This window comes from Vibrio sp. D404a, assembly GCF_030248535.1.
In the GTDB taxonomy this organism is placed as follows: domain Bacteria; phylum Pseudomonadota; class Gammaproteobacteria; order Enterobacterales; family Vibrionaceae; genus Vibrio.
The window spans coordinates 222,656-244,968 of record NZ_JAHGAJ010000019.1 but is presented as its reverse complement, the minus strand read 5'-3'; the positions used below and the strand labels follow the sequence as shown (position 1 = coordinate 244,968).

17 protein-coding genes and 2 pseudogenes are annotated in these 22,313 nt (G+C 44.7%); 9 read left to right on the top strand and 10 right to left on the bottom strand.

Features of this window, described 5'->3' with window-relative positions:
* Positions 1-66: 66 nt before the first annotated feature.
* Positions 67-1,023 (top strand): hypothetical protein, encoded by a 957-nt coding sequence (locus KI655_RS12775; RefSeq protein ID WP_373417265.1) that lies wholly within the window; start codon positions 67-69, stop codon positions 1,021-1,023.
* A 75-nt stretch (positions 1,024-1,098) separates the two neighbouring features.
* Here the strand turns inward: KI655_RS12775 and KI655_RS12770 are convergent, their stop codons facing one another.
* The 8 genes and pseudogenes from KI655_RS12770 to KI655_RS12740 form a co-directional block, all read right to left on the bottom strand.
* Entirely contained in the window at positions 1,099-2,148 is a 1,050-nt protein-coding gene (locus KI655_RS12770) for a porin (protein ID WP_285405493.1), read from the bottom strand.
* A 2-nt stretch (positions 2,149-2,150) separates the two neighbouring features.
* Positions 2,151-2,627: a hypothetical protein gene (locus tag KI655_RS12765; RefSeq protein WP_285405491.1), complete on the bottom strand. Its 477-nt coding sequence runs from the start codon at positions 2,625-2,627 to the stop codon at positions 2,151-2,153.
* Between the two features lie 9 nt (positions 2,628-2,636).
* Positions 2,637-3,794, bottom strand: a pseudogene (locus KI655_RS24165) (response regulator); the annotation flags it as partial.
* A gap of 74 nt (positions 3,795-3,868) precedes the next feature.
* Positions 3,869-5,873 (bottom strand): annotated as a pseudogene (locus KI655_RS24160) (ATP-binding protein); the annotation flags it as partial.
* Positions 5,874-6,312: 439 nt separating this feature from the next.
* Positions 6,313-6,645, bottom strand: coding sequence for an Hpt domain-containing protein (locus KI655_RS12755; RefSeq protein WP_285405487.1), 333 nt, complete (start codon positions 6,643-6,645; stop codon positions 6,313-6,315).
* An 11-nt stretch (positions 6,646-6,656) separates the two neighbouring features.
* Positions 6,657-8,222: a response regulator gene (locus tag KI655_RS12750; RefSeq protein WP_285405701.1), complete on the bottom strand. Its 1,566-nt coding sequence runs from the start codon at positions 8,220-8,222 to the stop codon at positions 6,657-6,659.
* A gap of 179 nt (positions 8,223-8,401) precedes the next feature.
* Entirely contained in the window at positions 8,402-9,958 is a 1,557-nt protein-coding gene (locus tag KI655_RS12745; RefSeq protein ID WP_373417255.1) for a DHA2 family efflux MFS transporter permease subunit, read from the bottom strand.
* Positions 9,959-9,961: 3 nt separating this feature from the next.
* Positions 9,962-11,023: an HlyD family secretion protein gene (locus KI655_RS12740; RefSeq protein ID WP_285405485.1), complete on the bottom strand. Its 1,062-nt coding sequence runs from the start codon at positions 11,021-11,023 to the stop codon at positions 9,962-9,964.
* A 121-nt stretch (positions 11,024-11,144) separates the two neighbouring features.
* Here KI655_RS12740 and KI655_RS12735 point away from each other — a divergent pair, with 121 nt between their 5' ends.
* Together KI655_RS12735 and KI655_RS12730 are read left to right on the top strand one after the other, a co-directional pair.
* On the top strand, positions 11,145-12,062 hold the full coding sequence (locus KI655_RS12735) for a LysR family transcriptional regulator (protein WP_285405483.1): 918 nt from the start codon (positions 11,145-11,147) through the stop codon (positions 12,060-12,062).
* A gap of 564 nt (positions 12,063-12,626) precedes the next feature.
* Entirely contained in the window at positions 12,627-14,081 is a 1,455-nt protein-coding gene (locus KI655_RS12730; protein ID WP_285405697.1) for a lytic polysaccharide monooxygenase, read from the top strand.
* On the opposite strand, the gene KI655_RS12725 is transcribed toward KI655_RS12730, so the two are convergent.
* Positions 14,078-14,212 carry a hypothetical protein gene (locus tag KI655_RS12725; protein ID WP_285405481.1) on the bottom strand — a complete coding sequence of 45 codons (135 nt, stop codon included), beginning with the start codon at positions 14,210-14,212 and terminating at the stop codon, positions 14,078-14,080. The genes KI655_RS12730 and KI655_RS12725 overlap by 4 nt on opposite strands.
* Positions 14,213-14,516: 304 nt before the next feature.
* Between KI655_RS12725 and KI655_RS12720 the strand changes: the two genes are divergently transcribed.
* Positions 14,517-15,248, top strand: a complete 732-nt coding sequence (locus KI655_RS12720; protein WP_285405479.1) for an SDR family oxidoreductase — start codon at positions 14,517-14,519, stop codon at positions 15,246-15,248.
* Positions 15,249-15,396: 148 nt separating this feature from the next.
* On the opposite strand, the gene KI655_RS12715 is transcribed toward KI655_RS12720, so the two are convergent.
* Positions 15,397-15,978, bottom strand: coding sequence for a YceI family protein (locus KI655_RS12715; protein ID WP_285405477.1), 582 nt, complete (start codon positions 15,976-15,978; stop codon positions 15,397-15,399).
* A gap of 276 nt (positions 15,979-16,254) precedes the next feature.
* Between KI655_RS12715 and yfcC the strand changes: the two genes are divergently transcribed.
* The 5 genes from yfcC (at position 16,255) to KI655_RS12690 (ending at position 22,178) form a co-directional block, all read left to right on the top strand.
* Positions 16,255-17,784, top strand: a complete 1,530-nt coding sequence (gene yfcC, locus KI655_RS12710; RefSeq protein ID WP_285405475.1) for a putative basic amino acid antiporter YfcC — start codon at positions 16,255-16,257, stop codon at positions 17,782-17,784.
* A 120-nt stretch (positions 17,785-17,904) separates the two neighbouring features.
* Positions 17,905-18,891 (top strand): succinylglutamate desuccinylase/aspartoacylase family protein, encoded by a 987-nt coding sequence (locus KI655_RS12705; protein WP_285405695.1) that lies wholly within the window; start codon positions 17,905-17,907, stop codon positions 18,889-18,891.
* A 450-nt stretch (positions 18,892-19,341) separates the two neighbouring features.
* On the top strand, positions 19,342-20,502 hold the full coding sequence (locus KI655_RS12700) for a carboxylesterase (RefSeq protein WP_285405473.1): 1,161 nt from the start codon (positions 19,342-19,344) through the stop codon (positions 20,500-20,502).
* Positions 20,503-20,540: 38 nt separating this feature from the next.
* A complete protein-coding gene (locus KI655_RS12695; protein WP_285405471.1) occupies positions 20,541-21,446 on the top strand; it encodes an AraC family transcriptional regulator in 906 nt (301 codons plus the stop codon).
* A 171-nt stretch (positions 21,447-21,617) separates the two neighbouring features.
* Positions 21,618-22,178, top strand: coding sequence for a type II secretion system protein (locus KI655_RS12690; RefSeq protein ID WP_285405468.1), 561 nt, complete (start codon positions 21,618-21,620; stop codon positions 22,176-22,178).
* Positions 22,179-22,313: the final 135 nt, after the last annotated feature.

The following is a 22,313-nucleotide window of genomic DNA, read 5'->3' as shown; positions in this document are numbered from 1 at the left end:
TTAATGATCTCTGCTTCGAGTGTTGCAGCGACGAATGAAATGAGTCAAACCACAACCGGAGCTGCAATGCCTGCGTCTGCAGCAACCAATGTGACAGGTGAATTATCGAGCGACCCGCAACAACGAATTCAACAGCTCTCTTACATGGCTCAAGACCAGTCTCAAAGCATTCCTAATCGAACTGGTGCACTGCGAGCGTTGGGCGCTTATCCTAGCCAGAACGCACTAGTTGCAGTAGCAAGAGGGTTAAAGGATCCGAACTCAGAAGTGAGAGAGGCCGCGATCATTGGCGCTGCGCCATATCCGTTTGAACACCGTTGGACGCTAGTTTCACCACTCTTAGATGATGAATCGACAATGGTACAGCACAGTGCAGCCTCTAATTTGGTTCGTGATTACAGTGCCATGAACGCTGAGCAAAAAGCGCAATTGGATGCGCCTGTGGCTTCTTTGATTTCCTTCTTAGAACAGCAACCAACGCAAGAGTACCAATTGTTATTGGCAGACGTATTGCGTTGGAATAATCAGGCAGATAAAGCGGAGACCATCTACCTCGAGCTTATTAAGACTCGAAGTGACGACCCACAAGTTTGGTTAAGCTTTGCTGATAACTATCGTGCTCAAGGTAAAGACAAAGAAGCGGTAACGATACTAGACCGTGCTTTGAACAAAATGCCAAATGATGCAGCACTGCACTATTCAAAATCACTAACACTAGTCCGTTTAGAGGATAAGAAAGCCGCAGCGTTTGAAATAGAGAAAGCAGCCAACTTGGCGGGGGACAATAGCTACTATTGGTATCTAAATGGTGTATTACAAGAGCCGTTAAGCATTGATAAATCGACTCAATCGTTTGAAAAGGCGTATATGATTTCAGGTGCTCCTGAGCAGTTATATGCTGTTTGTGATATCTACGTTCGATACGGTCACGAAAAGAGTGATGAGTGTTTAACGGAGCTTGGCAAGGTGGCGCCAGAATACGTCATTAAACAGTTAGAAGAGAAGAGCGTTAACCCTAGCTAATAAAAAAGAGCTCAACCTGGTTGAGCTCTTTGCGTATCTATTGAGTCTTGCTAGAAAGGGTATTAAACAAAACCTTTAGAAGACAAAGCTAAGCATAACGGTGTAAAGCACGGCGTCTTTGTCTGTAGGGGTATCGATGAAAGCCGCAGTTGACGCTCTAGCTTCAAAGTATTGAACTTCACCATTGAGTGATACATTTGGGAGCACATCATAATCGACACCCAATGTATAGCTGTTACCTGCGAGATGTTCGTGGTCGTCAAACTGCGCGCCATAGACAGCGTAAGGGGTAAATAATCCTAGGTGATAACCAAAGCTTGTATAGAGCGACGAAGAGAAGTCATTGGTTTGTGCTTCTGCTGCGACGATGGCGTGGCCAAACTCATATTCTGCACCTAATGACCACATTTGGATATGTTGGTCTTTATCGGTAGGTAGAGCACCGAAACCTGTGATCGTGAGTTGTTGGTCGAAGTTTGAATCAAGGAATGCTGCATTCCAGCGATAGTCTTCACCGCTGAGAACCATGTTCAAGCCAAACATTCGGTTGGTAGTAAACTCGATGCTGGTGGATGAATTAAAGTCGACCTCATTCTCATCCTTCACACCATAGAAAGGGGTGAGTTGTATACTCGCCTCATCGGTTAAATCGTAGTTCCAAGAGACCTTAGCACCGTTAAACGCAGTGATACCTAGCACGCTGTTATAGACCTCTGTAGGTGGTCTCGCAGTCATATAAGCTTGGCCTACGTAGTAATATTCCGATGCTAGGAAAAGGGGTAGGCGTAAACGGCCAATACTGACATCGAAGTTATCAAACTCGTAACCAATGTAAGCCCATTCAAGTGCCGGATCACTCCAGTCATCTTGCGGACGCTTAACCACCTGGACTGATGCTCTTAATGCGTCATAGTAGTAATCGAGTTGAAGGCCAAATGTGGTATCACAGTCGTAACAGCTCTCATCGGTGAACCCACGGTTGATCATCAACAGCGTTTCATTGTCGGACTTTGCCCAGGAGGTGGAACCAAAGCCACTTAGAGAGAAGTTTTCGCTGAGCTCAATGACTGCAAAAGTAGGAGAAGCGAGAGCACAACCTAATACTGACGTTATAATTCTTTTCATCGTTATTTCTCCGCGCTGATTACATAAAGCACATTGGCATCTTGAGGAATGGCATCTAACGGCGCGTAACCGATACGGTTAGGCTTATCGTTTAACCAATCGAGCAGGTTCTGTGGGTTTGGCGACTTTATTTCTTTTGGATGTCTCGCTTTACCTGAGAATGAGAGGCTCGCCCAATGTGCATTCATTTGTGCGGTGTTTTTACCTAGCAATAGTTGATAAAAATCTTGTCGTTCACTGGTATTTGCTGGCCAGTCAGAGAGCTCGACACGTTTACCGTTGAGACGTTTTGTCTTGCCTCTATAGAGCTTTCTCGCTTTGTTTATGGTGATCTCTTTAAACTCTGAATCGAGCGAAAAGATTGCGTATTCGCCAACAGCATGTGCAGGGTTAATCAGCAGTAAACAGCCAAATAGCCCTAATGCAGCGGGTTTAACCGCTTGGCGTTGTAAATTTGTGAGTGTGTTTCGCCAGTTCATTGGGCTCTCCTAGCTGGTGGCACTTTCGATCTGATGGAACAATTTGTCCTTTCGAACTGGTTTGGCTACATAGCCATCCATACCTGAGTCGTAACACTTTTGGATATCGTCATCGATGACACTTGCAGTCAGTGCGATGATTGGGGTTTTATTGAGTCCGCAACTTTCTTCATGTTCACGGATTTCTCGGGTTGCGGTGAAGCCATCTTTCACGGGCATCATGCAGTCCATCAAGATGACATCAAAGCTGTTGTCTTTGCGATACATATCAACCGCGATTTGCCCGTTGTCTGCGATCTCGTAGGCGTAGCCCGCCTTTTTGAGCATCACCGAAGCAACTTTCTGGTTTACACGATTGTCTTCAACCAACAGAATTCTCTCTGATTTTGCTGCGATGGTTTCGAGTTCTTCTACAGGTTGAATCGCAGGTGCTGCCTCTGCTGCGGTCTTGATTGGCGTCACGGTCGCAACATGCGGCTCTGGTTTTGTTTGGACGTTCGCTTTTGCAGGGAGTGGGGCACTTGCTTCAACGGCTGCGATGACCTTCTCTTTCAGCATCTCAAACTTAAATGGTTTTGGAATGTAGTCATCCATACCGACGTCGAAACATCTCTGAATGTCATCATCAATCACACTGGCGGTCAGTGCGATGATAGGGATACGACGCTCGGATTTAATCTCTTTTTCGATTCGACGTATGTTGCCAGTGGCCTCAAAACCATCCATGACCGGCATCATACAGTCCATTAAGATGGCAGCGTAATGTGGGTTAGCCGTGTACATATCAACCGCTTCTTGACCGTTGTTGGCAAACTCAAAGATATAACCACTCTTACCAACGTGTAGTCCTGCGATTTTCTGGTTAATCTTGTTATCTTCCACAATCAAAATGACTTGAGATTCACACTGTTTCAGCGACCCAGTCTCTGAGCGCTCAGCTTGACCTTGGCTGTCACAGTGCTCCAGCGCCTTAATTAGGCGTAATCCAAGCAGAGGCTGTGAAACTTGAGCCGTGATACTTGGGCCGAGATCGGCAGGGTCGCTTAGGAAAGAGCGAACCAGACAAATTTTGATACCTTGTGCGCTCGCATCTTCAAGTGGCTTCGAGTAATCACTGGCCTGAAGGTGATCATCTTCTGCGAAGATCACCGTTGTTGGTTTATTGCTATCGACTGACTTCAATAGTGTCGGAAGCTCATTAGGGCTGTTCGATACTTGATTCAGAGCAACAGAGAAATGCTCTAAATCTTGTTCAATTCGATGTGTTAGGTCGGAATTGTCACTGATTAGAATGATGTTTGAATCGGCTGTACTTGGCTTAGCATTGACGACATCAACCGGCAGTTCAAGGTCGAAGTAGAAGCAGCTTCCTTCACCTTTGACCGAATCCAGCTGGATCTGACCACCCATCAATTCGACAAGTTGTGTACTGATGGCTAGGCCAAGACCTGTACCACCGAATTGGCGAGTTGTTGAATCATCTTCTTGCGCAAATGGTTCGAAAATCTGTTTTTGTTGCTGCTCATCGATACCAATACCCGTGTCTCGAACCGAGAAACGCACCGTAACGCTGTTGTGTGATTTCTCTTGCGATTCTGTGCGCTTGAGTTGGCTGACGTTCGACGATTCCAAGGTTTCGATCGATAGAGTAACTGCACCCTCAGTGGTGAACTTCACGGCGTTCGACATAAAGTTCATTAAGACTTGTCTTAGTCGGTGGTCATCAATCATGACACGGCTAGGGGTGTTTGGACTGATATTAACGTTGAGGGCAATTTTCTGCTCTTTCGCTTTGGGTGAGACAATCGAAGCGATATCGTAAATAGACTCGCGAATTGAAGCAGAGTGAGGGCTAATCAATAGCATCCCAGATTCAATTTTCGAGAAGTCGAGAATATCGTTAATCAAGCTTAACAGTAGGTGAGACGATGTATCGATGGTGTCTACATAGTCGCGCTGCGTTGGTGTTAGTTGCGTGTCTGATAAAATCTCGGAGATACCAATGACGCCGTTGAGTGGGGTACGAATCTCATGAGACATGTTAGCCAAGAAGCTACTTTTCGCCTTACTTGCTTGAATCGCGTTGTCTTTGGCTTTTTCTGCATCCTCTTTCGCTATGGTTAGTCGCTCTTTGGCATGCTCTCGTTCGATCGTCAGCCTTTCGACTTGTTGAGCAAATAGGCTAAGTTCATCTTTGCCCTGAACGAGCTTAGATAGAGAAGGGCGCTTACGTTCATCTTCGCTCTTCAGGAAGCTAAGGATTAAGCCTAGGTTGTTTGTTACTTGGCGAGCAAGGCTGATGGTTAAGCCCATAACCACAGCGGCCAACAGAGCGACAAGGCTAATAAATAGCGTTCTCTGCATCTCGGCGTTGCTGATCGCCATCTCTACTTCGCTCTGAAACTCTTGTTTGATGATGTTTCCCAAATCTTGCAACAAATTGAGCCTTGCGCTCATGGCCATCAAACCAGTATTGATCTCTTCTGGTGACAGTTGGTTGATAGACTCAGCACTAAATAACGCGCTTCTTATCTCTTGGCTCTGAATGAAGACTTCATTTCGAAACACTTCAACCATCTGTGCTACTTGGTTCTCGTTGGCGTTCAAAGAAATAAAACGCTCTAAGAAAAGTAGCTGTCTCTCGCCGAGCGTTTTGATCTGATCAGCCAACTCTGGATCGTATTCTTGCTGATTCTGGAAAATATCAATTAACGAAGTACTGAGTTTAAATTCTTCATTCGACCAAAATGAAAGCCACTCCAGTTGTTGAAGTGCATTGAGGTGTTGTTGGATTTCTCGTTTGGTTACTTCAAAAGGAACGCGTTCAATGGACAATAAAAGTTGCTTGTAGAGGTCACTTTGCCATTCAATTGCGTCTAGCTTATCGAAGCTGTCGGTTGCTTCCATCGTCGATAATGTGGCTTCACTGAAGTCAGAAAGCAGCTGGTTTACTTCGCCAGATTGGTCACGAAATATGATAGGAGAGAGCGTTTGAAGCTCCTCTTTTACCTGCGCACTTTGAGCCACAAAGCTGGTTGGATCTGGGGCGAGTGTGCTTCTATAAAGTATTGATATATCTTGTAAATATACAGCTAGCTTGTTCGTCCTCTCAAAGTCATGCAGTTGCTCTGTTAAGAAGTATGCTTGCCGCCCTGCAAGAAACAGTAACAGGGAGATAGGGAGTAGTACTAAGCCGAAGAGTTTGTGTTTAACTGACAAGTTATTCCATATTGTTTTTGTAGACATACAGGTTCCATCCAACTACACGCATATTCAAACAGTAGGATAAACTCAGAAAATTGGAAACTTTATTTAGTGAATTTTAAATGAAGTGTGGAACAGGTAACTATTTGATGAGGGTATTAATTTAGGATGGGACTGTAACTTTTAAGAGAGAGTTATAACCCTATAAAAGCCATGGGATTGATAAAAGTATCAAATATAATATTGTCATGAAAATACATTCTTAACGTGACTACGCTAAATTCGAGTATTTCCCCCTCTCATTTTTGCTTGTGAAGCTCATTCATAAAATAAGCTGCTGCAGATAAGCGTTTCAAGCTGCCTAAAACATCTACCTTGGATAAGGGAAAGCAATTCAGCTCTCGCCAGATAACGAGAGCCGAATTCTATTGATGGTCGAAAACGAGGGTAGCCAATGAAAGATAACCAGAGGCCTTTGTGATCAGTAGGTCGCTAGCACATCCTCTATCTGTTGATTGATGATCTTAACTTCACTGTATATTACTGCGAGATCATCGTCTGATGGCGCAATATCTTTGAGGGCGTTTTGCTCGACATTTTCTAGTGCAGAACTGGCTGTCTCTTCCCCAAAGCTAACCAGAATTCCCTTTAAGGTATGAACCGTAAAGTGCAGTTTGCCCCAGTCTTGTTGTGCCACCTGTTCTTGAATCTCTTCTAGTGAATTTGCGTGGTCTTCTTGATAGGTGGATAGAACGGCAAAAATCACATCTTTGTCGTTGTCCAAGTAGGCATTTAAAGCATCAAAATCTAGCATAGAGACTCCTGTCAGTTACATAGTGAAAGTGGGCTAGGTGGCTTAGTCGAAAAGCCAGACCTTGCTGATTCACTAATCCATTGATTCCATTTATACGGTAATTCAAGCTGTTTAAGTTGTGCCATGAATTCGCGAGTAAGTTGTTCTTCCGTCTGAGTTTTGTTGACGGCAAATAGATAGTCAAGTTTCGCTGCAACCGAATAGGGATAAGTGTGAATGTAGTCTTTAAGTTGTTGGACTGAACCCAAACTGTCCATATTGATGCAGTTCACCGGATTGTTATCACTGCCGAGCGTAAACTGATCATTGGCTTCACCTCGCGCCTTTAAGAAATCGGCTAAATCTTGATACAGAGAGTACTCACCGTAGACATTGAGCAAAGGAAGCAAATGATTGAGAAGAACGGTAGGTGTTTCATTTAACACGTGACACAAGAGTGCAGAAGCACGCATCATTTTCTGATGAGCGAGTTGGTGGTTACCTTCGTGGTGTAGCACTTGGCACTGGAAAATAGCTAATGCTGCGAGTACTTGCTGCTGTTGATGTTGTGTCAGCTTTAAATTGACTTGGTTGGTAAAGTTATTAGCTTGCTCTAGTAAGATCTTTTTATTGGCTAACGACGTCTCTTTCTCATAGGCGACTTGTAAAGAGTGGAAGTAGTTTGAAATAGAGTGAATCACATCAATGTCAGCGGGCGAAATGTTGATCGCATACATTTGCCCCATCTTAATTAGAATTTGAGCGTTGTCTGCATTCTCTGCTAAGTCAATCGCGCGGATCGCACGGTGACTAATACTGGGTGTTAGCTCAAATGCTCGAATGGCGAGTTTAAGAGCAGGCAGCAACATGTGGTGTTTTTCGTAGATGCAGCTTAAGCAGTCAATTACGTTAAGTGACAATGGGCGAGCAACAAGGTAATTATGGAGCTTGTTGATTGCGTCTTTGGTTTTGCCCATGCTGTCCAAAACCAAGGCTTCCGCAACGAGCTTGGTCGGGTGCATGTTAGTTTTCGATTCACGTAATACGTAAGCAAGAAACTCCCACTGTTCGAAGCCGATTAGATGTTCAATCAGGCTGGCCTCATATTGAACGCTCTTTTCTGTGTTGGGTACAGACAGTGCGCGTTGCAACATAGCTGGAGAATTGATCGGATAACACAATGTTTGCTGGGTGATCTGTTGAGATTCTTTAACGGCGAGATCAATCTTCTGACCTAACATTGGGGTTTTGATTGGCTTAGAGATAAAGTGGTGCGCTTCTCCTGAGAGTGCTGTCAAAACCGTTTCTTGGCGCATATCACCGGATAACAAAACCGTCGCAACGGTATGATCGATAAGTCTTTTACGATAAAGAATGCCGAGTAATTCGAACCCTGTGAATGTCTGCTCTAGATGGTAGTCAATCAAGAGTACGTTGAGTGTGTGTCTTTCCACCGCTTTAATGGCTTGGCGGTAGTCCGTGGCGATGTAGATTTTGTCGCGCGAGATTCCAAGGCTAACTAACTGCTGCTTTATGAGTATGGTGGCACTTTTCGAATCATCGACAATCAAAATGCTGAGGTCAGGCGGCAACGTCATTGTCATTGTTATAGCTATCCTAGCGTTTTATTCTTATCTAGAATCTAGGTGTGCAGATGCATAATGTCAAGCTGAGCTATAACCAGTTGTATGGTTTTAAGACATTGGTAATCATCAAGATTATGAGAAGTGGATCGCGATTTTATTCGGCCCGCTATTCCATTGAACGGGCCGAGGGATCAATCTCGCATACTTAGGATAAGAACGGCTGCTAATGCAAGGAAAGCCGTCATCATCAAAAAGACATCGTTGTATGCCATGATCGCGGCGTCACGCTGCATTGTTCCAAGCAAACTGGCCTGTGCTTGTTGCATCGCAGTCGCAGCGTCACTGCCTGATTGAATAAAGAACGCTTGTTGCTGTTGCAGTGTCTGCCAACCAAGCTGACTTACAGACGGCAGAGACTCTTTAATGTGTGCCAAATGCTCACGGGTTTTGTTGTCCAGCAGTGTCGCAATAATGGCAATGCTAAAGGCACCACCTAAGTTGCGCATGACATTGGTTAGAGTCGACGCATCAGGAGTGTCCATTTTGCTGATGTTTTTCATCGCGACTAACGACAGTGGCACCATGATAAACGGGCTACCAATCGCGCGCAGAACCATAGACAGAATCAACTGTTGGCCACCAAAATCAACTGTCATATGGGTGTTCACATAACAACTGATACCAAACATCACAAATCCGAAGGTAACCAGATATTTGGGCTTAATGATCTGTGTAAGCTTGGGTACCAATGGAAATATCAGTAGTTGCGGGAAACCCATCCACATCAAGACTTCACCAATCTCCATCGCATTGTATTGCTGTATCTGAGTAAGATACATCGGCAGCACATAAATCGAGCCAAGCAGTGCCATACCCAGAATCAAATACGCGATACAAGACATGGCAAACTGCGGATCTTTAAGTAGCCGCAAATTGACCAGTGGCTTCTTGTGCTGCAACTCATTAATGATGAAATAGACCAAACTAACCGCTGATATTATGGCAAGTGTGACGATAAAGCTGGAGCTGAACCACTCTTCACGATTACCTTCCTCAAGCACCACTTCCAAACAACCAAGCCCCAGTGCCATAGTGGCGATACCAAACCAGTCTGCTTTCTTTAACGAACCGAGGTCGAGTTTTTCATCATCAAGGCCATATCGGATCATGGTGATGACTAACAAAGCGGGTGGAATGTTGATGTAGAAAATATAGTGCCACGATAGGTTTTCTGTCAGCCAACCACCAAAGGTTGGGCCGATAGAGGGCGCAAACGTAGCGGTCACACCAAAAAGCGCCATACCCACAGCACGCTTGTTGAGCGGTAAAAGTTGGATAACCAGTGAAAACGCCAACGGAATCAGAGCACCACCACTGAAGCCTTGCATCGCGCGAAATACGATCATTGAGGTCATATTCCACGAGAATGAGCAGAGCAAAGAGGAGAGCGTGAATATTGCTGTCGTCCACGTTAAATAACGACGCTTACCTAATGCCTTGGATAACCAACCACTCAGTGGAATCGCAATCATCTCTGCGACCAGATAAGAGGTGGAGATCCAAGAGCTCTCATCTAAAGTGGCAGAGAGTGCGCCTTGAATGTCTTTCAATGACGAGTTGGTGATCTGAATATCTAAGATAGCCATAAAGGCACCGATCAGACCGCCAATCAAAGCGATCCAGTGGCGTGTTGGCACCTCTGAATTCATCGCCTCGTCAGGAGTATGAGTTGTTGCTACTTGGCTCATGGTTTAGCCTCGCGTATCGATCGTCGCAACCACAGACAAGCCCGGTAATAGTCGACCCTTTAGCTCTTTTTGATTAGGAATGGTGATCTTAACTGGCACACGTTGAACAATCTTAGTGAAGTTACCTGTCGCGTTCTCTGGTGGAAGCAGGGCAAACTTAGCGCCAGTCGCCGGTGAAAAGCTGTCGACTTTGCCTTCTAATGGATGACCCGGGAAGGCATCAAGTTCGATCTTAACACTTTGACCTTGATGAATACCATTAAGCTGGGTCTCTTTGAAATTAGCTTCAATCCAGATATCGCCATTCGGCACTAAGCTCATCAAAGGCGTACCTGCTTGCACTAATAGACCTTCACGAACGCTGCGTTTGCCAATCACACCTGATGCCGGAGCGTAAACTTTGGTGTAGTCGAGATTAAGCTGAGCTTGGTCACGCTGGGCGATCGCCTCAGAAACCGATGCCTGAGCTTGTTCGATTTCGCTGTCAATAACAGTGAGTTGGTCATGGCTAGCAACAAGGTTGGCCTTGGCTTCTTCAAGCGCCGCGAGTGCGACTTTCTGTTGGGCTAACATGCTGTCGACTTCATCTTGTGATGCGTAGTTACGTGTTAATAGGCTGCGTGAACGCTGAGTTTGTTGCAGCGCACGTTCGTATTCTGCTTGAGCGGAATCCACACGGCTCTCTGCTTGTAGGATTTGACTGTTTTGCAGAGCCTTTTGAGCAACAAGATTTGAAACACTGGTTTCGACCACGTCGAGGTGGGCATTTGCTTGGACCAAAGCGGTTTGGTAATCACGATCATCGATCTCAACCAGTAGGTCACCTTTATTGACGACTTGGTTGTCATGGACGTGAGACGTGACAATGTATCCAGATACTTTCGGACTAATGTTAGTGATATCGCCTTGCAGGTAGGCATTATCTGTAGATTCAAAATATTGCCCGTAGCCATACCAATAGCCACCACCGCTTAGACCCAGCGCTAACATGATTGCAGTCGCAATCAGTGGAGCTTTGTTACGTTTCTTATTTTTTGTTTGAGTTGTTGGCGTTGAATCAGTCATTACTTTTCGATCTCGTTCTTGTAGATGTAACGAATTGTAAATGATATCGATTGGTTGATAAGATAGGAAAAATAAGAATCACTGTTGCACAAATCTTACCAATCAAAAAAAGAGGGTGATGATGGATCTCAATGCTGTCTCCGTTTTCGTACAAGTAGTTGAGTGCGGTAGCTTCACTCATGCAGCCGAAGCTCTCAACATGACAAAGTCGACCGTAAGTCGAAAGCTAGCCGAGTTAGAGCAGCATCTAGGTGTGAGGTTGCTCACGCGTTCGACCCGCAGTCTGGTATTAACACCGGAAGGTGAGCACTTCTACCAGTCGAGTTTGCAGATGTTAGAGATCATGAGTCAGGCGGAGCTTGAAGTGACGGCGAATCAGGATTTGATCCGAGGCCCATTACGTGTGGTATTGCCGGTTGAATTGGGGCATCAAGTATTGGCTCCTTATATTCATGCCTTTCTTCGTGACTACCCTAATGTGTCTATGAATCTTGAATTGACCAACCGAGAGGTAGACATAGTCGGTGAGGGGATCGATCTCTACGCTCAAATTGGTGAGCTTGTTGACTCCAGCTTAGTGTCTCGTTACCTGACAACATCACAACGGGTTCTGGTCGCAAGTCCGAACTATCTCGAGCAGTTCGGTTCTATTGAGTCGCCCCAGGACCTGACACTTCCGCATCAAATGATACAGGTATCAAATAAAGCGGCACGTGTTCCTAAGCTAAGCTTGCAACCAAAAGATGGCGAGCCAATACCCATTGAGCTGCCATCTCGGCTAAGAGTGAATACCATAACGGCTTGTTTAACCGCATGCTTAGATGATCTGGGTATCGCAGTTCTGCCGGAGTTTATATGTCGCAATCATTTCGTGTCAGGAAAGCTCATTCAACTGCTTCCCGAGTATGACATGCCGGAAGTGACCGTTAGTTTGGTTTACGCCGAACGACAGTTGATGCCAAAGAGGAAAAAAGTGTTTATCGACTATCTTTTGTCCTCCTTTAAAAATGCAAAAAGCCAGTCTGAGAGTAGTAGCTAGTATTTGCTGTGAGCCAATGGCGGATTGAACGATCGGCAATGACGGGTTGATTGATGCTATTTATCTGTACCTGATTACGCTTTTATGTATCTGTTTTCTTAATGTTCCCGATATTTAATATTTACACCGCTTATTTATAATGGTGTTTTAATTTGAAATATCCATATATTTGATTGCCTAATGAAAATGAGTGAGAAAAATTAATGGGCACAATATCACACTGTTTTTAGTGCTGATTTAAATATATACAATTGATCTGGTTAACTTTTGTTACGCTTAAAAATAAGTTTTGGTATCGTTTATGTTTGTCTAAGTTGTTGTTTTTAAATAAGTAATTGTGTTTTTATAAAATCCAATTGAAATGTGTTTAATATGTAAAATTGTGACTTTAATTCATATCAAAAAAACTTTGTCTTTAATTGATCTCTTGAATAACTATTATTTTCTTAGTTTTCACAGCGAAAATAGAGCGACGTGATTTAAGCAGTGGTGCTTTGAATTATCGCGTAAGCAAAACGTAAAATAATATATGTAGAGAGTTTAAAAGTGACTGCAAATAAAAACATGTTAAAGCTAGCAGTAAGCATGGCCCTGTTCTCAGGGGTGTCTACAACTGCTCAAGCTCACGGTTGGTCAGAGTTCCCAAGCGCTCGTCAGAATATCTGTTACGAGCAAGGCGGTATTTGGTCGGGTAGCCCACCGAATGCGGCTTGTGCGAATGCGAAAGATATTTCAGGGACTTATCCTTTTGTTCAACGTAACGAGTACGCGAAAAATATCACAGACTTCAATAACATGGATGCTGTGCGTGCCGCGATTCCAGACGGAACACTGTGTTACGCAAATGACCCACAAAAGCAAGGTATGGGCGCACCTCATACTGGCTGGACACGTACAGAAGTGAATGCGGGTACATTCGAGTTTGTGTTCAATGCAACGGCACCACATAACCCATCTTTTTGGCAGTTCTATCTAACCAAGCCGAACGCTGACTTAAGCAAAGCATTGGCGTGGAGCGACTTAGACCTTATTCAAACCGAAGGCAATGTGCCTGTGAATGGTGGTAAGTACCGCATGAACGTGACGATTCCGTCTGACCGTTCTGGCGATGCAATCTTATTCGTTCGCTGGCAGCGTGATGATGCTGCAGGCGAGGGCTTTTACAACTGTTCAGACATCACTATCGTAAATGGCGAAACACCGCCACCAGAGCCGGGTCCACAGCCTGATCTTGTTCGTGGTGATCTGTATGTCCCAACTGATTTCGGTACGCCAGTTATTGGTGATACGGTGAAATACGATATCATCAACAAATATGGTGACGTAGCTCGTAGCTTTGACATCAAGATTGATGAGTCAAACGTTAACGATTGGGAGCGCCTGCTAGCTTCTGAAATCAATGGTTGGCATGAAGAGTTCAAAGACGGCGCTGTCTTCATTGGTGATTGGCATGCCGAGATGGAACACTACATGTACTTCCAGAACGATCCATCACGTAACTTCTTCAACTCAAGAGACAGCCGTGCTTCAGGCGAGATCACGCTGATTAAAGATGGTGACGGAAACGTAGAGCCATTAGAAGGCGATATCTACGAGTTGATTAAGAGTGACAAAGTGGTTAACGCCGGCGACAAAGTGGTGATTGCAACTGAAGAACCAGCAAACTTCACACAAACGTCTGGTACGTCAGTTACGATTGAGAACAATGGTACGGCTTCAGTCTTGATTGATACAACGCCTGTCGCTCAAAACGAGACACTGACATTCGCTGCAAGCGCGATCAATAGCGAGCGAGTAGAGACGTTCAGCTTCGAAGTGATTGCCGATGATGAAGTGACTCCGCCACCAACGCCAGACCCAGATGAAGGTGATTGGAGCGCAACTAAGACTTACCTTGGTGGTGAGATCGTATCTTACGCAGACCAAAACTGGAAAGCGCAATGGTGGGTTCAAGGCGGTGACAACCCACAAGCGACTTACGAAAAAGACCAATGGGGTGTTTGGCGTCCAGCTAACTAATCCAACTGACTATTAACAGTCATACGATTTAAGCCAATAAAGTAAGCAGAGCCATGTAATAGTGGCTCTGCTTTTTTGATCTCACCAGAAGCTTTATGTAGCACGCCTTGTCCACCAAATTTCTTTTGCATATCATTAGCTTCCAAATAAAAACAATCAATAGGTAGATGCAGTTATGAAGTTTCTATGGTTAAAGATCTTGGTTACTGTTTTGGTGTTCGCAGGCTTGTTTGGCTTGGTGTATTACAAGGTGATGAGTGGCGTTTCCTAGCCTGATTTATCTTTCTTTGCCTCGATACTAATCAGGTTAGGAAAGACAAATCAAAATGCATAGCGTCAAAAGAGATAACAGTGAATAAAGAGATAAAAGACAAAAGAGATAAAACGTCTAGGTGTCGAATAAGGCACTCACAAGAATAAAGAGAAGGAAAGACAATGCAGAAAGTGGTGATAGTGACTGGCGGTGGACGAGGTATTGGTGCTTCAACTTCTATTCTATTGGCAAGCAAAGGATATCGAGTATGCGTTAACTACCGTAAAGATCACGCTGCAGCCGAATCTGTTGTGGCTGAAATAATCGCAAATGGTGGTAGTGCAATGGCATTTCAAGCGGATGCGTCGGTTGAAGCAGAAGTGGACGCGATGTTTACAGCGGTTAATCAGCAGCTTGGTCAAGTGACTCATCTCGTTAATAACGCTGGAGTATTGTTCACGCAATCTCGCTTAGCAGACATTGATTATGATCGTTTCAACAGGGTTATGGCAGCCAACATCGGCAGCTGTTTTTTGTGTTGCAAGGCTTTCATTAATCAATTCGATGGCCCGGGGGCTATCGTCAATGTATCGTCTGCGGCGTCTCGTATTGGTGCTCCGTTTGAGTACATCGATTATGCTGCGTCCAAGGGCGCGATGGACTCTTTAACAAAAGGCTTGTCTCTTGAACTCGCAGAGCAGGGTATTCGTGTAAATGGCGTCCGACCGGGCTTTATTCATACCGATATGCACGCTGACGGTGGAGAGCCGGGACGTGTCGAGCGTCTGGCTCCGAACATTCCGCTTAAACGTGGCGGTACACCACTTGAAGTCGCAGAATCTATCGCGTGGTTGTTGTCTGATGAGGCTTCCTACGTTACAGGTACTTTTATCGATATCGCTGGTGGGCGTTAGTTGTTCGCATAAAAGCGATGACGGCTAAGTCGTTGTTTAACAAATCATAGGCTCGTAGGTAAGGTTTTGGTATTCATTACCATGCTCTTACCTGCGAGCCTTTCTGTTGTTTTGGAAACTTATCGTTTCACTCTTATTTCTTCTCTCCCTATCTCTTCTCTAGGATCAAAGAAAAGTTAACAGGTACACTAGGTGAAATGGCAATATCGCCAACGGTGTTAGAGATACTGCTTAGGCTCTCTTGCGGTATGCCAAAATCAAAACCTGATATAACCGTCGGTTTGGCGGTAGACACCATTAAATGGTCACCTGATTTAACGATATTCACCGTAAAAATGAGCTCTTTAGACTGCCCATAAAGCATCACGGTCGCAGGGAGCATCTTCTGCATTGCCATATCGCCTTCATCGAGAAGTTGTTCAGGCACTGATGCACTCACTTTTACTGACGGGAACTTATCTTCGTTAAAGAAGAGTGCTCTTAGTCTGTCGTTGCGAATTGAAACCCCTGTATCGAGTCGGTTTAAAGGAATCGCAATCGACAGCATTCCTTTATCATCAACCTTTCCGCTGACACCTGTAATAACCGCAGGCTCAACAATGTACTGCTTTTTGATTGAAGCAAAGTTAACCGTAGAGAGCTCTTCATTGACTTGATAGTGACCAGCGGCAAATAGTGGAAAGCTCACTGACATCAGTCCGAGTGAGAGCAATGTGATCATTTTATTCATAGTTGCTTCCTGTTAACGAGTATATGCGTGTACTTAAATAGTATTGTTCAAATTAAAACCTTTGCATGGTGGTTGGTGAATGTTGTTTTTGGATTGATACTTGTTATGAATGTATACATAGATGTTAATGCTTATAAAATGAACATTAACGGGTGATGTAATTAGATTTCGATCAATGAATGGAATATAAATTTGTAAAAATAGGCCGCAAAGGTTGAAGTTACTTATTAATTTCTTGATAATTCATGCATCTTTTTTGAATAAAAATATTTGGTTATGTCTCAAGCTTCTTCTATCTCTTCTTTGGAGAAATCCAAATCATGGCAATTGCCAGATACCCTCATTCTCATTTTCCTTATTGGTATCTTCGCAGCCGCAGCAACGTACTTTATTCCGGCGGGCACATTTGAAAGCCAAGATGTCACCTTTATGGTCGACGGGGCTGAAAAAACACGCAGCGTTATAGACCCTGCATCGTTCAGCTATGCGACTGACGAAAATGGTGAGTTGGTTTACAACACCGTGGGTTTCTTTGAGTCTGGTGGTGGCATCGGTCTAATGAACTTCCCGTTTGAGGGCTTGGTGTCAGGTTCGAAATGGGGCAGTGCGATTGGCGTTATCATGTTCATACTGATCATCGGTGGTTCATTCGGCGTCGTGATTCGTACAGGTACTATCGATAACGGTATTCTTCACCTGATCAACAAAACCAAAGGCAGCGAAGCACTGTTTATTCCAGTGTTGTTCCTACTGTTCTCGTTAGGTGGTGCCGTATTTGGGATGGGTGAAGAGGCAGTGGCCTTCGCCATTATCATCGCGCCACTCATGGTTCGCCTTGGCTACGACAGTATTACAACGGTAATGGTGACGTATGTCGCGACACAGATTGGTTTTGCAACGTCTTGGATGAACCCATTCTCTGTAGCGATCGCACAAGGTATTGCGGGCATCCCAGTTCTTTCTGGTATGACTTTCCGTATGGTGATGTGGGCATGTTTCACCGTGATTGGTATTGGTTTCACAATGCTTTACGCGACACGCATTAAGGCTAACCCAGAATCCTCATTTACTTACGCGACAGATAAACATTTCCGTAAGCAAGAAGCTGACGATCAAGTTGTAGCGAAATGGTCATTTGCAGACTCATTGGTCATGCTGACGGTAATTGGTACAACGGCTTGGGTTATCTACGGTGTAGTTGCTCACGCATGGTACATTCCAGAGATCGCTTCTCAGTTCTTCACCATGGGCTTCATTGTTGCAATCATTGGCGCGATTTTCCGTCTCAATGGCATGACGCTTAATGACGCCGCTGACGCGTTTAAAGAGGGTGCAGGAATGATGCTAGCACCAGCGCTACTTGTTGGTTGTGCGAAAGGTGTACTTCTGATCCTTGGTGGCGGCTCTGGTAGCGAAGCGAGCGTATTAAACTCGATTCTAAACAGCGCAGGTTCATTCATTAGCGGCTTACCAGATGTAATGGCAGCTTGGCTAATGTTTGTCTTCCAATCTGTATTTAACTTCTTTGTGACGTCAGGCTCAGGCCAAGCGGCACTGACCATGCCTCTTTTATCGCCGCTGGCTGATATTGCAGGTGTAACACGTCAAGTAGCGGTATTGGCATTCCAGTTGGGTGACGGCTTCACAAACATCATTGTACCGACATCGGCATCACTGATGGCAACGCTAGGCGTATGTCGCATTGATTGGGGTGTATGGGTTAAGTTCTGTGGCCGCTTTATTGGCTTGCTGTTTGTACTAGCAAGTGTGGTTGTGATTGCAGCACACCTAATGGGCTTTGCTTAATCAGGAAAAGTAATTCGCGATCCCGAATTCACTTAACGACTTATATTACACTACGACCAAAGGCGAGCTGAGACTCGCCTTTGTTGTTTTATCACTATTATGGAATTCGATATGTCAGAAATGACGACACATACTCAAGCTCAGACTTTGGAATATCTTCACTCACTTAATGTCGATGCATTGCCTGTTGGCGATCATAGCTTGAACTTTGCTGTGGCGACCAACGCAATTGGTCAGTGGCAGCATTTGCCTGTTCGCGTTTTTAAAGGGAAGAGTACAGGTAAAAAGGTTGTGATCACCGCAGGTGTTCATGGTGACGAGCAAAACGGCATTATGACAGCGATGAAAGTTGCTCAACGTCTTGTTGACCAAGATATTGCTGGTTGCGTGACAATTGTGCCGACAATCAATATGAGTGGTATTCTGAATCACAGCCGTAACTTTTTCCCTGTTGATCCAGATACATCACCATCCAACCTGAACCGATTCTTCCCGGGTAATGTTGCAGGAAACGAAGTTGAGCGTTATTTGGGCACTTTGTGGAATCATCTACTATTGCCAAACGCAGACATCGCGATTGACCTTCACACGCAAACCACGGGCACTTGCTATCCGCTCTACATATTTGCAGATTGTCGAATCGAGAAGGCGAAGCAGATGGCAACCTTAATGAATGCCGACGTGATCCTAAATGATCCGGGTGAAAAAGGCGTATTAGAGACCGCGTGGAACACTCATGGCGTACCTAGCATTACGGTTGAAGTTGGTTCGGGCCGTTACTTTGAACGTGAGCTGGTGGAACGTGCGACTCAAGGCGTAATGAACATCTTAAAAGCTGAGAGCGTGATTGAGGGTGAGATTGAAACGATGATCCCTGCGTTAGAAGGCGACAAGATCATCAGCGTAAAAGCACAGCAAGGCGGCTTTGTAGAGCCACAGGTATCATTAATGCAGAAGGTAGCTCAGGGCGATCTACTGGCAATCCAATACGACGCGTTGGGTAACGAATTACTGCGTTACACTGCACCTGAATCTGGCACTGTGTTGAGCCACAACCTTGAGACACTGCGAGCACCCGGCTCATTAGTCGTGCGTTTGATTAAGTAGAAACACGCTTGATTGAATAGCCACGGTTACTAATCATAGGCGAGCTCTGACTTGCCCTATGTTGGCTCACGCTTTTCTCTAGAGCGTGAGCCTTTTAATCTCAAATACATGAATAGCTCGACTACCTTCTTAGCTTACACCCTAGGTTAGTCCTAATCCTTCCTTCCACGTCTTTGTACGGTTGTTGCACTCATATAGAGATAGCGCGCTTTAATCATTACACAGTGCCCAAATCCCGACTTATACATTTTTAGGATTTCGGTTTAAACGCTGATTCTTGTAATAAGTTACAATTAATCAATAGCTTAAATTGGTGGCTTAAGTTGATATAACAAAACGGGTTTTGAGAATTGTATAAGTCACGAACTGCGGGAATCTTTAAAATAGACATCTACTTATTGAACCCGCAGCACGTATCTGCTGCCAAAAATGAAAGATGTTGAGGGCCCCATGAAGATCGTTAAGCCATTACTTGTTATTTCTCTAGCTACACTGGCGTTAATGGGGTGTTCGAATGTCGCGGAACAGCGCCAACCTCTACATACTTCTGCAGAGTACTACAACTACATCCAGCCATCGTTTGACCAGTATGTTGAAACCGCAACGGACTGGTTAGAAGAAAACCGCGCCTTTATCACCGAAGACCATCAAAAAGAGTTGGCAATGAACGCGCCTTACAGCAAAGGCGATCCAAACTCAGATAAAGCCATTTTGCTCGCTCATGGGCTAGGGGATTCGCCATTCAGTTTTAGTGACATCTCTAACTCTCTGGCTGAACAAGGCTTTTACGTACAAGTGGTATTGTTACCGGGTCACGGAAGCAACCCACAACACATGAGCCTTGTTAACTACCAAGATTGGCAAACGCTTATTGACCACTATGCGAATCTACTCAAGCAGGACCACGACCAAGTATGGCTAGGCGGATTCTCGACAGGCGGTAACTTAGTTGCGATTCATGCGCTGGATAACAGTGGCATTGATGGCTTGATGCTATTCTCTCCGGGCTTTCAAACTGTGACGCCGTTTTTAGAGCGACTCACACCTTTAGTCGCAATGTTTACAGACGGTTGGACAGCGGAAGAGACCAACTTTGCCAAATACAGCTCAGCCCCGATTAACAGTGCATTGGCTTATTCAGAGAGTGCCAAGGTGTTTCGAGACAAAGTGGCTGGTCGTAAGTTAGATATTCCAACTCTGTTAGTGACGGCAGAGGCTGACAGTGTTATCGACGCTGAAGCGCTCCGTGACTATTTTGAAAATCATTTTACCCACCCAAACAGCCAGTTAGTTTGGTATGGCGAGGGTAGCCAATTTGATGAGACAACCAACACACAAGTCTATTCAATGCATCGTGATGACCTTAAAATCAGTACCGCTTCGCACATGAGCCCACTCTTCGCACCAGAAAATAGTTACTATGGTCAACACGGTGAGAAGATCATCTGTGAGAACAGTTTACGAAGTGCCAATACAGAAGCGTGCGAAAACGGCGAATCAACATGGTTCTCTGCTTGGGGTTATACTGAAAAAGGCCGCATCCATGCGCGTTTAACGTGGAACCCATACTATTCGGAATTAGAGTCCACGATGAAAGCCGTCGTTCAATAAGGTTTGCAGTGTTTGATTAGAGCGGTTGGAGAATGATTATGACGAAGAAAGTGCAGATAAATACTATCTCTGAACTACATCAGTTTTTAGGCTTGCCGAAACCGACGCACCCTTTAGTGACACTGATTGATCAAACCAAGGTAACCCACGAGTTCAACGAGCATCTTACTCTCGGATTTGATTTGTACTTTATCTCTCTGAAAGACGGCGCTCACTGTAGTATCGGTTATGGGCAGACAACCTATGATTTCGACACAGGTACTATGACATTCTTCGCTCCGGGGCAAGAAGTGAGCATAGAGCCTAGTGAGCATGTAGAAGATTCGATAGGTTGGACTTTGGCGTTTCACCCACAATTGATAGCGAAATCCGATCTCTACGGAAAAATGCTCGACTACACTTTCTTTGAGTACGAGAGTAATGAAGCTCTGCATCTGTCTGAACGTGAACGCGCGATGGTGACAGACATTACCCTCAATATCGGCAATGAAACAGAAGCGAGTATCGACAAGCACACTCAGTCATTAATCTGCTCGAATATCGAATTACTGCTGAAATACTGTAATCGTTTTTATGATCGTCAGTTCATAGTTCGTTCTGATCTGAATCATGACCACATTCATCGTTTAAGTCGCTTACTCGTAGACTATTATCAAGAGGATAAGCCGTTTGAATTGGGTGTTCCGACCGTTCAATATTGTGGCAAAGAGCTTGGGCTTTCGCCGTATTATTTAAGCGATCTGTTAAAGAAAGAGACAGGCAAAAACGCGTTAGAGCACATTCATCTGTTTGTGATTGAACGTGCGAAGACGTTAATGAAAGAGACAGAACACAGCATCACCCAAATCGCTTATGAGTTAGGATTTGAGTATCCACAACATTTCTCCAAGCTGTTTAAAGCGAAAACTGGACTTAGTCCAAGGGAGTTTCGAAACACGCCATAGTGTGCAATGTGGGATGAAAGGCGGTTAATTCCTGCGCGGTAAGTCACTCCAGAGTAAGACAGCGGTCAAATTGCTATCGAGGAAGGATGTTTAACTCAAGGTTGAGAGTGTATAGTTTCTTTACACCTATTCAGATAGTGAATTGGAATAGCGTTTATTGGTAGGGATGATATGAAGAAAAATGGATTTACGCTCATAGAGCTGGTCGTTGTCATTATTATACTTGGCATCCTCGCTGTAACAGCAGCACCAAGGTTTTTAGGGATTCAAGAATCAGCACGCGAGGCTGTTTTAGACGGCGTCGCAAGCGCAATGGAGAGTGTGAATGCACAAGTCGTATCAAAAGCCATAATTGAAGGCTTAGACCCAAGTGCATCAAATCCGAATGATCAGAGTAACTACGTGATCGATTTTGGTATCGGTAGTGTGGAAGTCGACTGGGGAACGCTATGCCCAGAGAGCGAGGGGGAATCAGGCGATAAGTTGAACATGGTGGATTTCTTAACCCTGTCTGATGACGATAGCTTAACGTCCGAGTTTGGTAATCGACATACGGTGGTTGGTTATAAACATTCTTTTACGCAAGCTCAGCTTGATAGTAGCAACATTTTGGATGCAGACCTTCCTTCTGGTTGCTACGTTATTTATGACTCATTTGGTCGAGTGAATGGCAGTGAATGTCCAGCAGAAGGTTGCGAATGTACAGTTCGTGTTGTGAACGACGACTGCTAGCGAAAAAATTCTAGCGTTAGGAAAACACTCAACCGCTAGCATTCAAATCTCAACGGTGACCACCTATCATTCGATAGACAAGCCAATCAATAGACAAGCGCGTTATTGCCACAGGTAGTGACGCGTTTTTTGTTT